Below are 13,256 nucleotides of genomic sequence, written 5' to 3'. Positions count from 1 at the left end.
ATCACGAAGCAGAGCTTCGGGGAATTAAACCCTGAGAGATTAAAAATATAGGTAACAGAAATGCAAATAGAGAAGAATAAAAAAATAAATGAAGCAATAGATTTGCTGATAAAAGGCGGAGTAGATTTAAAAACAGTAGTGACTAACGAATATTAGAATTACCCTCAACGAACATTAAAATTACCTATAAAAAAGAAGTAACTATGGACAGTAAAATCGAATAAAAATTTATTTTTAAATATTTAAATATTATTCGAGAATTACTGATGACATGTACAAATAACCAAGTAGGTATTTTAATGCAAAAGATCAAAAAATATAATCAGATAATTTCTGCTGCAAAAGCAGGTATGAGTGTAAAAACGGCACGTAAGTATTTACGTATTAATCAGTATCCAAGCGAATTACGCACAATACGTAAATATAGGACACGTAAGGATCCATTTGTGAAGCACTGGGATGAAATAGAATCAATGCTAGAATCAGCACCGGAGTTGCAAGCAACTACCATATTAGCATATTTGACAGAAAAGTATCATGGGAATTATAATGGGAAGCAATTACGCTGTTTGCAGAAAAGGTTGAAACAATGGAGAGCTGCACATGGTAAGGATAAGACAGTAATCTTTTTACAAAATATTCTTCCTGGCAAACAGAGTCAGTCTGATTGGACCAATATGAATCAATTGGGTATTTGTATTGGTGGGCAACCATATCCTCACTTACTATTTCATTTTATGTTGCCTTATTCATGTTGGGAAACTTTTAGCATATGCCATAGTGAAAGTTTTGATACATTAGCATCAGGGTTTGAAAAAGCTGTATGGGAGTTAGGTGGAGTTTTACCAGAGCATCGTACAGATAATTTAAGTGCAGCTACCAAGCAATGTGGTAATAGTAGACAATTTACAGAAAGATGGCAAGAATTGCTTGGTTATTGGTAAATTCCAGTATTAATTAAGCCAGATTTATATTTTCTTCCCATACCTCATTGGGTGTTTTATAACCGAGCACTTTTCTTGGTAAATTATTTAAAAAATCCTCAATTTCTTGTAATTGCTTTATTGTTAATTTTTTTATATCTAAAGATTTAGAGTATACTCTGTGCACCATTGAGTTAATCTTCTCTATCAATGGTTTTTGCCATGGAGAATAAGGATTGCAAAAATATACTTTTCGTTCAGATTTTGGCAATAGTTGTTCATGATTGGTAAATTCTTTGCCATTATCTAACGTTATGCTTTTGATTATATGCGACAATTGTTTAAGTTTTTTATTCATGTTACCAATCACATCTTGTGTTCTTTTTGAACGGTTTAAAGTGAGAAACACTTTTTGTGTTCTGATATCCACAAGAGCGCCTATATTACGACTTTGATTACCTTTGTTAAAAGTTAAATCACCTTCTAAATGACCTATTGCTGCTATCTTTCTATTTATCTCTGGTCTTTCAGTAATGGAAACTCGATTTGGTATTGTAATTCTTTTGTTTCTGATTCTTGTACCATGATGCAACCTATTTTTCCTTTTTCTTGCTAAAGATAAATATAATTTTTGCCTTTGTGCTATAGGAGATGTATAAATAAACTGGTATATACTCTCTGTAGAAATATTGACAGTATCTCGTGATAGTTTACGTCTACCTGAAATTATATCTGGTGAAATACCCTGTGTTAACTGCTTTATTATTTCTGCTCGTAAATTATTATCAATATCTAATTTTCTTTTTCTCTTACCTTGCCTTAAACTGCAAGCAAGTGTGTTAGCCCTATCTGGTCTATAATTATGCCTCATTCTCTTGAGTTCATAACATATAGTGCTTTTATCACGGCCAATCTTTGTCCCTATATATCGCGAGCTATAACCACTCTTATTCATTTCGTATATTTTAAATCTTTCATCTATCGTTAAATGAGCCATGATATATCTATATTTAAATGATGCTCCTCGCAGCAGAGCTACGAGGTATCTAAAAAAGTTTTAGTTGTTTCTTATGATATCACGAAGCAGAGCTTCGGGGAATTAAACCCTGAGAGATTAATACTGAAGTTTTGACAAAATCCTTTCCATAAGGAGAAATGTATTCCAATTTTTTTATACTTTTTTAGTAATAACAAAATTTATTTATTCTATTTGGGTACATAATGTGTCAAAAACTGTAGCAATTTTGTCTAATATTGCTGGTTTATACTTACTAATATTATTTGGTAATTCTAGCTTTTTATTAAATGAGGTTTTGGTAATTTGGTTACTTCCATCAAAACTTGATTTTATTGTAATTTCCAACTTACCGTGTTTATTACTTTTGCGTATTACTGGTGCAAATGGTTTGACCTGATGATTATTTCTAATATTTCTATGATCTGGTATCCCTCTGGATATAGACTTTTCTAATATTTCTTCAAGGGCAATTTGTGGCATAGATCTATAAACTTCACTTGGAGACAACATATTGCTATTGATTTTTTTATCCCATGCCCTTACTTTTCTTGCCTTAACTGAAGATTGTGCATGATACAATATGTTGTACGCTAGCATTACGAATAACATATAATCCTCATCTTTATTTGGATCATTCGTTTGAAATTTATCCATCAATAATTTTGACTTACCAAATTTAAAAAAATGCTCAATATCAAACCTTTGTCTATAGTATTCATATACTTCTTTACCACTGATTTTATCTTTTTGTTGGCCAGAAACACATAACCATAAATCTCTGTTATATTTCCTATTTCCTGATGCATCTAACACCTTAACCTGAATAAAATTCAGCGGTTTATCAGACATGATATGCTGTTTCTTGCCCTTGATTAGATAATTCTTAAATAGTGAAATACTAATTGATATGTCACCATTTTTTGTAGCCTTTACTACAGTTTCTTCTGTATCTGGAATCAGTAAATTATCAGAACTACTACAAGAAATCTTAGCTCCATAAGATCTTTTACGACCTCTTGTTTTTTGCTCCTCTATATATATTTTGTAAATACTGCGATTAATTCTTTGGCGGGTTATTGTTACCGTATTTGCTTCATTGTGCAGCGGGTGAATGAAAGATAGAGCGCTATAACCTGCATCACCTACTGTTATATTTAGAGCCTTTTGTGGTATTTGCTTAACAATTTTCATTATTTGTTTGCTACCTTTGCTATACTTATTCTCATCTGATTTTACTCTATTTATAGATATTGGTACAGACCATTTAGGCTGAGCACCGATGCAAACTACACTATATTCATAACCCGCAACTGGTCGGTTATTAGCATTCTGTCTAATATATGTACGATCAATTGCTTTCTTGGAATCTTTCTTGCTACTCACTGTAGTATCTATTTGCAGTAAGTTTTTACCCTCATTAATCAGTTTACTTATTAAGTATTTTTCTATATCTTCTCGAGTCTTAAAACGTTGCTCATCTCTTATATTTAATGATTCATCACGAGCACAGTAAAAATTCTCTATAGCTCTGTATACACTTGACCAACTACGCTGAAAATATTTATTAGTTGTTAATTCAACAACAGATCTTGCTTTAACGCTATCATTAGTTACTAGTGATAGTATTAATTCTAAAACCACATCTTGATTATAGGGGAAAATTTTTTATTTCTTGCAACATTTCTTGCATAATCATACACACTAAAAACCATTTTGTATTTGAGCGTATTTATATCATACTTTATAAGTTTGGTTATCTTTTTGTCAAAACTTCAGTTAATAGAAAAAGCGGGTTGTACTCTTATTTATCTACCGGTCTATTCTCCAGATTTAAATTCTATTGAACACTGTTGGGCTAATTTTAAAAATTACTTGAGAAAAATTATTAAAAACTTTAAAGATTTTCGTGATGCAATAACGGCAGCAATGGTAAAAACCTTCCCGTGTTAGCTATAAAACGACAGTTGCCATAGCTAATAAGTTGGCAAGAGTGGTGTTTGCTGTACTAAGATCAGGAGATGATTATGTAGAGAGTAAAGTTTGTAGCTAAAGAGTGTGTAGCATAGCACTTATAAGTAAAATAAATGGTGATTTATATAATGAATAGGTAAAAGCAAAACAATATGTAAGAGATTCCAACCCGAAATATGCTTGAGATAATTAATATTGATGGTAAATAAGACAAACCTTAGCTTACAAAAAAACTGCGTTTTTCAGTGGCTCTTTTAGAAGCCGATGGACTGATAAGTATATAGTTTGTAAGCCAGCGAATTCCATCAGGGCTGTAGAATAAATTAGGTTGATTTATCAGCTATAAGCCGGATACATGACTGCATTTGTTTGTTTTTATTATTGATGTTATTTTTTTCTTGCATTCTACAGGAGGTCCATACATGAAAAAATTGGACAAAAAAATGAAGGAGTGTGTTTCCGCAATAAGTTAGAATAAATAGCAATAAACTTAAGAGGAAAGATGAAGAAAAATAAAGTAAAAATTTTCAGTGCTTCAGAAAAAACGGGGATAGTATTAGAATTAATAAAAGAGGAGTCGACACTTGGTCAGTTAGCTTCAAAATATGCAATAAGTGTTAAAACAATTCAAAATTGGAAAAAACAGTTTTTAGGTAATGCGGCATTAGCTTTTGAACCAGCTAAAGTTTTGAGTGAATATCAAGAACAAATAAATCATTTACAAGAGCAAAATGATGAACTTGCTAAAGCTCTTGGTAGAATCACAGTTGAGAGGGACTGGGCCGTGGGAAAGCTCAAAAGCTTGGATTTATCAAATAAAAAGAGTCTTGTACACTCCAAGCTAAATCAACTCTCAAAATCAAGACAGTGTGAACTATTAAAGATTAGTCGATCTACAGCCTACTATAAATCCAAGGAGATGAGTATAAATAAATTAAGTATTTTAAATAGAATAGATGAAATATATACAGATAATCCTGAATTTGGTTATCGCTATATTCATCAACAGTTACTAGAAGATGGTTTTATTGTCGGTAAAGATCGAGTACTGAAATATATGAGGATGATGGGTATAGAAGCTATTTACCCACATAAGAAAAAATCTACTTCTCGAAACGATAGTGAGCATAAGATCTATAGCTACTTACTTGATCAATATTGGACTAAATCTGGCTCAACAAAGCAAGTGTATGTGCCTAATGTGAATGAGGTTTGGAGTGGTGACATTACTTACATTAGAACTAATGGTGGCTTTATGTATATGGCAGCTATTATAGATTGGCATAGCAAGGCCATATTGAGCTATAAACTGTCAAATTCTATGGATGCATCTCTTGTAACTGATGTCTTGAAACAAGCTCTCAGTAAGTATAACGCTCCACAGATATTTAATAGTGATCAAGGTAGCCAATATACCAGTTATGACCACATAAATATTCTCAAGGAGCATGATATCCAAATTTCAATGAATGGCAAAGGTAGAAGTATTGATAATATAGTAATAGAAAGGTTTTTTAGAACTTTAAAATATAATTGTATCTTTATTAATGATTTTAACAATGTTAAAGAGTTAAAAGAAGGGATTGATCATTATCTGAATAAATATAATTATCACAGATTTCATTCAAGTATTGGTTATAAAAAGCCTATGAATGTATATCTGAATTATATGCAAAATTATCAGCAAATTGCTGCCTGATAATCGAAAAATTAGGAAAACATACTACTCATTTTTTTGTCTTGATTTTTCATGTATGGACCTCCTGTAGAATGCAAGAAAAAAATAACATCAATAATAAAAACAAACAAATGCGAGTCTTTTGCAATGATTGTGTAAATTTTTGTTGAGCCTATATTAGAAGTAATTAAAAATATAGGTAACAGAAATGCAAATAGAGAAGAATAAAAAAATAAATGAAGCAATAGATTTGCTGATAGAAGGTGGAGTAGATTTAAAAACAGTACTAAGTCAGAATGGATTAATTAAGGAATTAACCAAGGGTATTTTAGAGCGAGCACTGCATGCTGAGATGTCAGAACATTTAGGTTATAGCAAGTATGATAGAGCTGAAACTGAGAATGCGAGGAATGGTAGTTTTAGTAAGAATCTGATTAGTGAGAATGGTACTATAGAGCTAAATGTTCCAAGAGACAGACAAGGTAAATTTGAACCTATAATAGTCTCAAAGAAACAAACAAGAATAGATGGCTTAGACCAAAAGATAATATCCTTATATGCGAAGGGTATGAGTGTGTCTGATATTAAAACACAATTGCAAGAATTATATGGAGCTGAGATCAGTGAGAGCCTAATCAGCAGGATTACAGATGAAGTAATAGATGAGGTCAAGATTTGGCAGAGTAGACCTCTTGAATCAGTATACCCTATAGTATATTTTGACTGTTTAGTAGTGAAAGTAAGACAAGATAAACTTATTATTAATAAATCAGTATATGTAGCTTTAGGAATAGATTTATCTGGCAGAAAGGATATTTTAGGCTTATGGATAAGTGAGAATGAAGGAGCTAAATTTTGGCTTGGTAATTTTACTGAAATGAAGAATCGAGGAGTAAAAGATATCTTAATTGCTTGTAGTGATAATCTAACTGGTATGTCTGATGCTATTGCATCAGTATATCCGAAAACTGAACATCAAATTTGTATTGTCCATCAGATCAGGAATAGCCTCAAATATGTATCATATAAAGATAGAAAGCAATTAGCAGCGGATTTGAAACTAATCTATACTTCTGCTACTGAAAAAGAAGCAGAATTAGCTCTTGAGTCATTTGATCAAAAATGGAGTAAGCAATATCCGCATATAGCTAAATCTTGGTATAATAATTGGGATAATTTGATAATTTTCTTGCAATATCCAAAGGAGATTCGTAAGATTATTTACACTACAAATGCGATAGAATCGCTGAATAGCCAATTGAGAAAAGTTACTAAGAATAAACGCATCTTTCCAAATGATGACGCAGTATTTAAGGTTTTATATCTGACAATTGATTATATTACCAAAAAATGGTCTATGCCTATCCCCAATTGGAATGAAGCTATGGCTCATTTTATGATCAAATTTGATGGTAGAATTTAATGGTTCACGAAATTTACACAATTGATGAGACAGAGCCACAAATGCAGTCATGTATCCGGCTTATAGCTGATAAATCAACCTAATTTATTCTACAGCCCTGATGGAATTCGCTGGCTTACAAACTATATACTTATCAGTCCATCGGCTTCTAAAAGAGCCACTGAAAAACGCAGTTTTTTTGTAAGCTAAGGTTTGTCTTATTTACCATCAATATTAATTATCTCAAGCATATTTCGGGTTGGAATCTCTTACATATTGTTTTGCTTTTACCTATTCATTATATAAATCACCATTTATTTTACTTATAAGTGCTATGCTACACACTCTTTAGCTACAAACTTTACTCTCTACATAATCATCTCCTGATCTTAGTACAGCAAACACCACTCTTGCCAACTTATTAGCTATGGCAACTGTCGTTTTATTATGGCTACTTCGCTCAGATAAATTAAACATCCATTTCGTAAATTGGCTAAAATCTTTTTTAGATTTCTGTTCTTCCGATGTAAATCTTATCTTGGCATTTAGTACAGCTCTAGCCCCTTGAATTAATAAAGTGCGTAAGTATACATCACCTCGCTTGCTAATTCCCAGCAGCTTATCCTTCCCACCACTTGAATGTTGTCTTGGCACTAATCCTAGCCATGCCGATAATTGCCTGCCATTCTCAAAACTTGTAGCATTACCTATTGATGCTATTAAAGCAGTAGCAGTAATTAAACCAAGACCAGGTATAGCTCTTAATCGTTGATATTGAGTTAGGTTACTTGCTATCATTGTTAATCGTTTTTCTATCTCTTTTATTTTTCTGTTATTATCTAAGAATTCTTCTTTTAGTTCACTAAATGTTTGATAACTTAACTGGCTTAATTTCCCTGCATCTAAAATCTCAATTAATTTTGTGATAACCTTATTAATGCCTTGAGGAACAATAAAACCAAACTCATGTAGTAGCCCCCTAATTTCATTAGCAAGTGCTGTACGATTTTTTACCAATCTCTCTCTTACCCTATGTATTGATAAAATTTCTTGTTGCTCTATAGTTTTAATTGCAACAAATCTCATATTAGGTCTTGTCACGGCTTCACATATCGCTTCAGCATCTGCTTGATCATTTTTATTAGTTTTAACATATGGTTTGACAAATTGCGGTGCCATTAGTTTTACTTCATGCCCTAATTTAGTTATTTCTCTTGCCCAATAACTAGAACCACCACAAGCTTCCATCCCTACTAAACATTGTGGTAAATTAGCCATAAATGTCAAAACCTGATCTCTCATCAATTTTTTCTTTAATACTGTCTTGCCATTTTTATCTACACCATGAATTTGAAAAATTCTTTTTGCAATATCTATACCAATTGTAGTAACCTCCATATGGACCTCCTTAATTGTTGTTTTAATATGTTAAATATTAACCCTAGAAGATTAGCAACTGCTTTTCATTCTCTATATCAGGAGGTCCATACCATTAGTCCATTATAGACATATTATTGATAGTTTAGTACGCAAACCTGGAGCATTTGTTCAATATCAATATTATGAAGCTTTATTCCCACGTGCTATATTTCGTCAGGTATATGACCAGCTTATCTCTATATATCCATATAAAGGGCATAAAATATATCTTAAAATATTACAATTAGCAAAAATGTATGGAGAATTGAATGTAGTTACTGCATTAGAAGTGCTATTAGAAAAGAAGATTGAGCCAATAATTGATCATATTACAGATTTACTAAATAGCCAGACTCAAACTGTTTGTTCAGTAAAAATTAATCAACCAATACTGTCTGAATATGATCAATTACATTGCTTTAAAACAATGGAGGTTGCATGAGTAAACAGATAATAACTCCGCAACCGCTAAATAATTTACTCAAGAACCTTTGCTTACCTACTTTTGCATCGTGCTATAAATCAGTTGCAGAAAGCTTTGAGCAAGAAAAGAACAGGAGTTTCGCACTTAGCAAAGTTGCGAATCAGTTAAAAGCCATCTGATATTGTTTTGAATTGATGTTTTTATAACTTCCCAAGTTTGTTGATATAAAGTAATGTTTTCATTTATCCTCCTTTTATTCATATCAAGCCAGGCAAATACTGCAAGGCAAATATGATTTCTTTGAGCTCGGCCCGTGCGTGCCTGACAGCGTTCAATACCACAAGTTTGTTTTAATTCTCGATGATAAACCTCTATAGACCAACGTGCCTTAACAATTTTCTCTATTTGCTCACGTGTGGGATTTTCCAAGTTCGTTGTTATGTAATCAATGCGACCATTCTTTGCCACAAACTTAAATACCGTAACCCAACCGTATCCACGTAGGTGAATTTTTAGCCCCTCATCGGGTATCTCTAAACTTTCCAAGCTAACATTATGATTAACTTTTCTATTTTTCCTTAGGGTGGTAACCCATAGCCAGCCTAAATTACGTATATGTTTTAAATTCTCCAACCCGCTATACCAAGCATCCATGACTATGGCATCAGGATTGAGACCTCTTTCTTTAGCTAAAGTAAGCATATCACAAAAATGCTCATTCTTTGTTTTACCATCAGTGTCTTTATCATATATTCTATAATCTACGGGAGTAGATTGAGCAATTTTAGTATTGTAATGTAGTAAGTTTACCATTCCTATACCAGGTATAACATCATGTACAGCTCCAGAATATTGATAACGTACAAGCTCAATCTTCTGACTGTATTGCTTTGATAATAAGGTGTCATCCCCCACTAATAAACACGGTGCTTCCCAATCTATATATTTTGACACTTCCTTATAGATTTCGCTAGGACGAAAATCCTTACTCTTTAACCATCGACTTGCACTATCGTGAGATAGATCTACTGGACTCACTTCAGATAATGCCTTGCTAGTATATCTGACACTACTTGCTTGTAAAAATGATTTATATAAGTCCTTGCTACATTTTGTTCTTGTCATTTTTATCTAAAACTATTTTTCTCTAGATTAACATACTTTTTGCTAAGTGCGAAACTCCTGAAGAAAACATATATAGATTATCTACAGGAGTTAGCCATACGTGAGTTAGAACATAGACAACAACAACGTATTGCCAGATTGCTGAAGCAAGCAAAACTCTCTCGAGATAAGTTATTAAGCAACTTTGATATTAAGCGTATCCCAGGATTATCGCCAACTAAGATCCAATATCTTGCACAAGGAGAATTTATGGATCGCTATGAAAATATACTTATTTTTGGTAATCCTGGCACTGGCAAAAGTCATCTTAGTATAGGTTTAGCACGTGAGTGGTGTCTTGCTGGTAGACGTGTATTATATACAACAGCAGCTAATTTGGTTCAACAATTACTAGAAGCAAAGCTTAGTTTCTGAAGTTTTGACAAAAAATTTTTATTAAAAAAAGTGGCGAGTGTATCAATCTATAATTTGTATTATATATCAAATAATTTACTTTAAATTGTAGAAATATCGCTTTTAAGCTGATAAAAGCACTAAATATTTAACTTTAAATATAAATTTTCACTTTAGTCAGAAAAATTAGAATTTTTGTCAAAACTTCAGTTAGTTTAAAACTTAAGCAAATTATTAAAAAATTCGATTATTTTGAAATATTGATAATTGATGATATATCATATGTACCATATAATCGTGAAGAAACTGATGTTTTATTTACCTTATTAGCTGAACGTTATGAAATGCGTAGTGTATTAATTACTAGCAATTTAGTTTTTGCAAAATGGAATACTATTTTTAAAGATAAAATGACTACGTCAGCAGTTATTGACAGATTGGTTCACCATTCTTCAATTCTTGAACTCAATACTGAAAGTTATAGAATCGCTACAGCTAAAGGCAAAAAATTAACTATAAAATCGGAGGATAATAATGTGTAGAAGTTAAGATACCGTCTTGAGTGTCAACAACTTTTTCATTATTTTACCTCAATTTTATTTTACAGGGTTTTTATATTTGCACTAAAAGATGTTTTGTTATTAAGAACACCATAAATTATGTGAAGCAACTTACGCATAGCAGCAATCACTATAACCATTTTAGATTTTCCAACATTGCTCAAACGTTGACTAAAATCCTTAATAATCGGATTATGTTTTATAGCAACTATGGCAGGCATATAAAAAGCTTTACGTAAATTAGCATCTCCTGTTTTTGATATTTTTCCTATTCCATGGACAGAAGTGCCTGATTGTTTTGGCTTTGGGTTAAGACCAACAAACGCAGCTAGTTGTTTTGCAGAATTAAAATTTTCTACAACAAGAAAAGCAAGTATCACTCCTATTGTTTTTTCTCCTATACCAGGGATTGAATCAAGAAGTTTACTTTTATCATGTAAGTCTTTGTGTCCTTTAATATGATTAGAGATAAGTTCTTCTACTTCCTTAATTTGCTTATCCAGAAATTCAATATGAATCATAATGTTAATGGCAACTGCTTTACTTGCTCCGCTCAATCTATTATTTTCTTGATTTTTATTAGCAATCAAACTATCCAAGCGTCTTACCCATTGTTGTAATTCTTTAATATGTATAGGGGTTGGTTGCCAAAGATCAGGTTGCATAGCCTTGCAAAAAGAAGCTATCAATTCACAATCAGATTTGTCAGTTTTAACTCTTGAAAGCTTGCTCATTGCAAAGCCCTTGATGCGAGCTGGATTTACGACACTAACTTTAAATGTATTATCATAAAGATATTGAGCTAACCTAACTTCGTAACCACCTGTTGATTCCATACAAGCGTGAGCAGTATCTATTCCCTTTTTTTCTAACCATTGTTTTAGTGCAGCAAAGCCTTTTGCAGTATTATTAAACTTTTTGGTTTTGATTTTATTATCATTTAATAAAGCTACGTCAAATGTTGCTTTAGAAATATCTATACCCAAAATAATGCTACTCATATTTGACCTTCTATGTTAATAATAAGTAGAATACCCAAAGATCAACCTTGTAAATACAGGTTCATTGATTAATTTCAAGACCTAAGAATACCGTCCGATCTTTAATGAGTATGTGAAGACTAATTGTTTGATCTCAACTACAGGGTTACATAGCCCTAAGATTTAATACGGCATATTAGTCTTCTTACTTAAGTGCCCTTAAGTATCTTATAGTTGTTTACTAAAGACAATACTAAGATACAAGATTTGATCTTACAGACACTATAAATTTTGCCCCTGATTGTCAGTTAAATTTTGACTGTCAGATACATATTCAAGATACAAGATTTCATTATTCTTTTCAACAGCTAATTTCTTACTATCCTTAAAAGTTTGCATAGGAGTTTTTCCATAACAATATTTACCAGAATGAGGTCTTTCATTATTGAAATACTCTAGCCAGATATCAAGATCTAATTGTAGGTCATCAAGAGCTGTATAAATCTTTTTCCGCATAGCTGTATCAAAGAATTCTTGTTTCATGGTTTTATTAAAACGCTCACACATACCGTTTGTTTGAGGAGAATATGCTTTAGTAGTAGTATGCTCTATACCTTCGATACTTAGAAATAATTCAAAAGCATGATGCTCTATATTCCCCTTATATTCTGACCCACGATCTGTCAGAATACGAAGTATTGGTATCCCTTGAGTCTCATACCATGGTAACACTCGGTCATTAAGCATATCAGCAGCAGTTAAAGCTGTTTTATCAGTATATAGTTTAACATCAGCTACTCTGCTGTAGCTATCAATAAATACCTGAGAATAAACCTTACCTATACCCTTAAAGTTGCCTACATAATATGTATCTTGGCATCCTAGATACCCTGGATGCTGTGTCTCAATTTCTCCATGAGCTTCTTTTTCATTACGACGCTTCTCTAGCACTTGTAATTGTGCCTCAGTAAGCACAATACCATCTTGAGCCATTTTTGCTTCTAATGCTTTAAGTCTTTTACTGATGTTGTTTAAATCATTACGTAACCAAATTGATCTTACTCCCCCAGGTGATACAAGTACACCTGTCTTTTTAAGCTCATTTGATACTCTTAGCTGACCATATGCTGGATATTCTATTGCCATATCTAGTCCCTCCGCCAAAACTCTAAAAAATATCACTTGTGTCACTAATTTCCAAAAATAGTGCGATTTTAGAGCAAATTACTCTAATTTTGAGGGCTGATTTTAAATTTTTGTATTAAAAACCACACTATTTCCCAAAATGCATTCATTTTTTTATTGTCATTTTTTTGTATTTCCATAAGCTTTTGATATAAAACCTTTCATTTTCTTATGGATT

Annotated in this window: 13 protein-coding genes and 1 pseudogene; 8 read left to right on the top strand and 6 right to left on the bottom strand. The window is 32.2% G+C overall.

All coding sequences use genetic code 11. The features are described 5' to 3' along the window. Positions 1-266 precede the first annotated feature (266 nt). On the top strand, positions 267-944 hold the full coding sequence (locus tag AAHI98_RS00210; RefSeq protein WP_342224665.1) for a hypothetical protein: 678 nt from the start codon (positions 267-269) through the stop codon (positions 942-944). Positions 945-957: 13 nt separating this feature from the next. On the opposite strand, the gene AAHI98_RS00205 is transcribed toward AAHI98_RS00210, so the two are convergent. Both AAHI98_RS00205 and AAHI98_RS00200 read right to left on the bottom strand, forming a co-directional pair. Next, positions 958-1,920: an IS30 family transposase gene (locus tag AAHI98_RS00205; RefSeq protein ID WP_342224646.1), complete on the bottom strand. Its 963-nt coding sequence runs from the start codon at positions 1,918-1,920 to the stop codon at positions 958-960. Positions 1,921-2,124: 204 nt separating this feature from the next. Further along, the gene (locus tag AAHI98_RS00200; RefSeq protein ID WP_342224664.1) at positions 2,125-3,582 is read right to left on the bottom strand and encodes a transposase; all 1,458 of its coding nucleotides are present in this window, start codon (positions 3,580-3,582) and stop codon (positions 2,125-2,127) included. Positions 3,583-3,702: 120 nt separating this feature from the next. Here AAHI98_RS00200 and AAHI98_RS00195 point away from each other — a divergent pair, with 120 nt between their 5' ends. The 3 genes from AAHI98_RS00195 (at position 3,703) to AAHI98_RS00185 (ending at position 7,013) form a co-directional block, all read left to right on the top strand. Next, on the top strand, positions 3,703-3,891 hold the full coding sequence (locus tag AAHI98_RS00195) for a transposase (RefSeq protein WP_410526179.1): 189 nt from the start codon (positions 3,703-3,705) through the stop codon (positions 3,889-3,891). 523 nt (positions 3,892-4,414) lie between these two features. Then, positions 4,415-5,611: an IS3 family transposase gene (locus AAHI98_RS00190; RefSeq protein ID WP_342224663.1), complete on the top strand. Its 1,197-nt coding sequence runs from the start codon at positions 4,415-4,417 to the stop codon at positions 5,609-5,611. A 187-nt stretch (positions 5,612-5,798) separates the two neighbouring features. Next, a complete protein-coding gene (locus tag AAHI98_RS00185; protein WP_342224662.1) occupies positions 5,799-7,013 on the top strand; it encodes an IS256 family transposase in 1,215 nt (404 codons plus the stop codon). Between the two features lie 327 nt (positions 7,014-7,340). On the opposite strand, the gene AAHI98_RS00180 is transcribed toward AAHI98_RS00185, so the two are convergent. After that, positions 7,341-8,390 carry an IS110 family RNA-guided transposase gene (locus AAHI98_RS00180; RefSeq protein WP_342224642.1) on the bottom strand — a complete coding sequence of 350 codons (1,050 nt, stop codon included), beginning with the start codon at positions 8,388-8,390 and terminating at the stop codon, positions 7,341-7,343. Positions 8,391-8,676: 286 nt separating this feature from the next. Between AAHI98_RS00180 and AAHI98_RS00175 the strand changes: the two genes are divergently transcribed. Continuing rightward, positions 8,677-8,853: a hypothetical protein gene (locus AAHI98_RS00175; RefSeq protein WP_342224661.1), complete on the top strand. Its 177-nt coding sequence runs from the start codon at positions 8,677-8,679 to the stop codon at positions 8,851-8,853. Then, a complete protein-coding gene (locus AAHI98_RS00170) occupies positions 8,850-9,014 on the top strand; it encodes a hypothetical protein (RefSeq protein ID WP_342224660.1) in 165 nt (54 codons plus the stop codon). Before AAHI98_RS00175 ends, AAHI98_RS00170 begins: the two co-directional genes overlap by 4 nt. On the opposite strand, the gene AAHI98_RS00165 is transcribed toward AAHI98_RS00170, so the two are convergent. Then, positions 8,980-9,960: an IS701 family transposase gene (locus tag AAHI98_RS00165; RefSeq protein WP_342224659.1), complete on the bottom strand. Its 981-nt coding sequence runs from the start codon at positions 9,958-9,960 to the stop codon at positions 8,980-8,982. The two genes, AAHI98_RS00170 and AAHI98_RS00165, sit on opposite strands and share 35 nt — an antisense overlap. A gap of 39 nt (positions 9,961-9,999) precedes the next feature. On the opposite strand from AAHI98_RS00165, the gene AAHI98_RS00160 reads away from it, so the two are divergent. Both AAHI98_RS00160 and AAHI98_RS00155 read left to right on the top strand, forming a co-directional pair. Continuing rightward, positions 10,000-10,374 carry an ATP-binding protein gene (locus AAHI98_RS00160; protein ID WP_342224658.1) on the top strand — a complete coding sequence of 125 codons (375 nt, stop codon included), beginning with the start codon at positions 10,000-10,002 and terminating at the stop codon, positions 10,372-10,374. A gap of 143 nt (positions 10,375-10,517) precedes the next feature. Continuing rightward, on the top strand, positions 10,518-10,895 hold the full coding sequence (locus tag AAHI98_RS00155; protein ID WP_342224800.1) for an ATP-binding protein: 378 nt from the start codon (positions 10,518-10,520) through the stop codon (positions 10,893-10,895). A 59-nt stretch (positions 10,896-10,954) separates the two neighbouring features. On the opposite strand, the gene AAHI98_RS00150 is transcribed toward AAHI98_RS00155, so the two are convergent. Together AAHI98_RS00150 and AAHI98_RS00145 are read right to left on the bottom strand one after the other, a co-directional pair. Continuing rightward, positions 10,955-11,914, bottom strand: a complete 960-nt coding sequence (locus AAHI98_RS00150) for a transposase (protein ID WP_342224639.1) — start codon at positions 11,912-11,914, stop codon at positions 10,955-10,957. A gap of 261 nt (positions 11,915-12,175) precedes the next feature. Next, positions 12,176-13,045: pseudogene (locus AAHI98_RS00145) on the bottom strand (integrase core domain-containing protein); the annotation flags it as partial. Positions 13,046-13,256 lie beyond the last annotated feature (211 nt).

This window comes from Rickettsia endosymbiont of Urophora cardui (assembly GCF_964030725.1).
In the GTDB taxonomy this organism is placed as follows: Bacteria; Pseudomonadota; Alphaproteobacteria; order Rickettsiales; family Rickettsiaceae; genus Rickettsia.
Note: the sequence above shows the minus strand (reverse complement) of the source record. Positions and strands in the feature narration are given on the sequence as shown.

Bases quoted from the DNA above. Each gene is read 5' to 3' on its own strand.
- AAHI98_RS00210 (WP_342224665.1), top strand. From the start codon at position 267: ATGACATGTACAAATAACCAAGTAGGTATTTTAATGCAAAAGATCAAA.
- AAHI98_RS00205 (WP_342224646.1), bottom strand. From the start codon at position 1,920: ATGGCTCATTTAACGATAGATGAAAGATTTAAAATATACGAAATGAAT.
- AAHI98_RS00190 (WP_342224663.1), top strand. From the start codon at position 4,415: ATGAAGAAAAATAAAGTAAAAATTTTCAGTGCTTCAGAAAAAACGGGG.
- AAHI98_RS00185 (WP_342224662.1), top strand. From the start codon at position 5,799: ATGCAAATAGAGAAGAATAAAAAAATAAATGAAGCAATAGATTTGCTG.
- AAHI98_RS00180 (WP_342224642.1), bottom strand. From the start codon at position 8,390: ATGGAGGTTACTACAATTGGTATAGATATTGCAAAAAGAATTTTTCAA.
- AAHI98_RS00170 (WP_342224660.1), top strand. From the start codon at position 8,850: ATGAGTAAACAGATAATAACTCCGCAACCGCTAAATAATTTACTCAAG.
- AAHI98_RS00165 (WP_342224659.1), bottom strand. From the start codon at position 9,960: ATGACAAGAACAAAATGTAGCAAGGACTTATATAAATCATTTTTACAA.
- AAHI98_RS00150 (WP_342224639.1), bottom strand. From the start codon at position 11,914: ATGAGTAGCATTATTTTGGGTATAGATATTTCTAAAGCAACATTTGAC.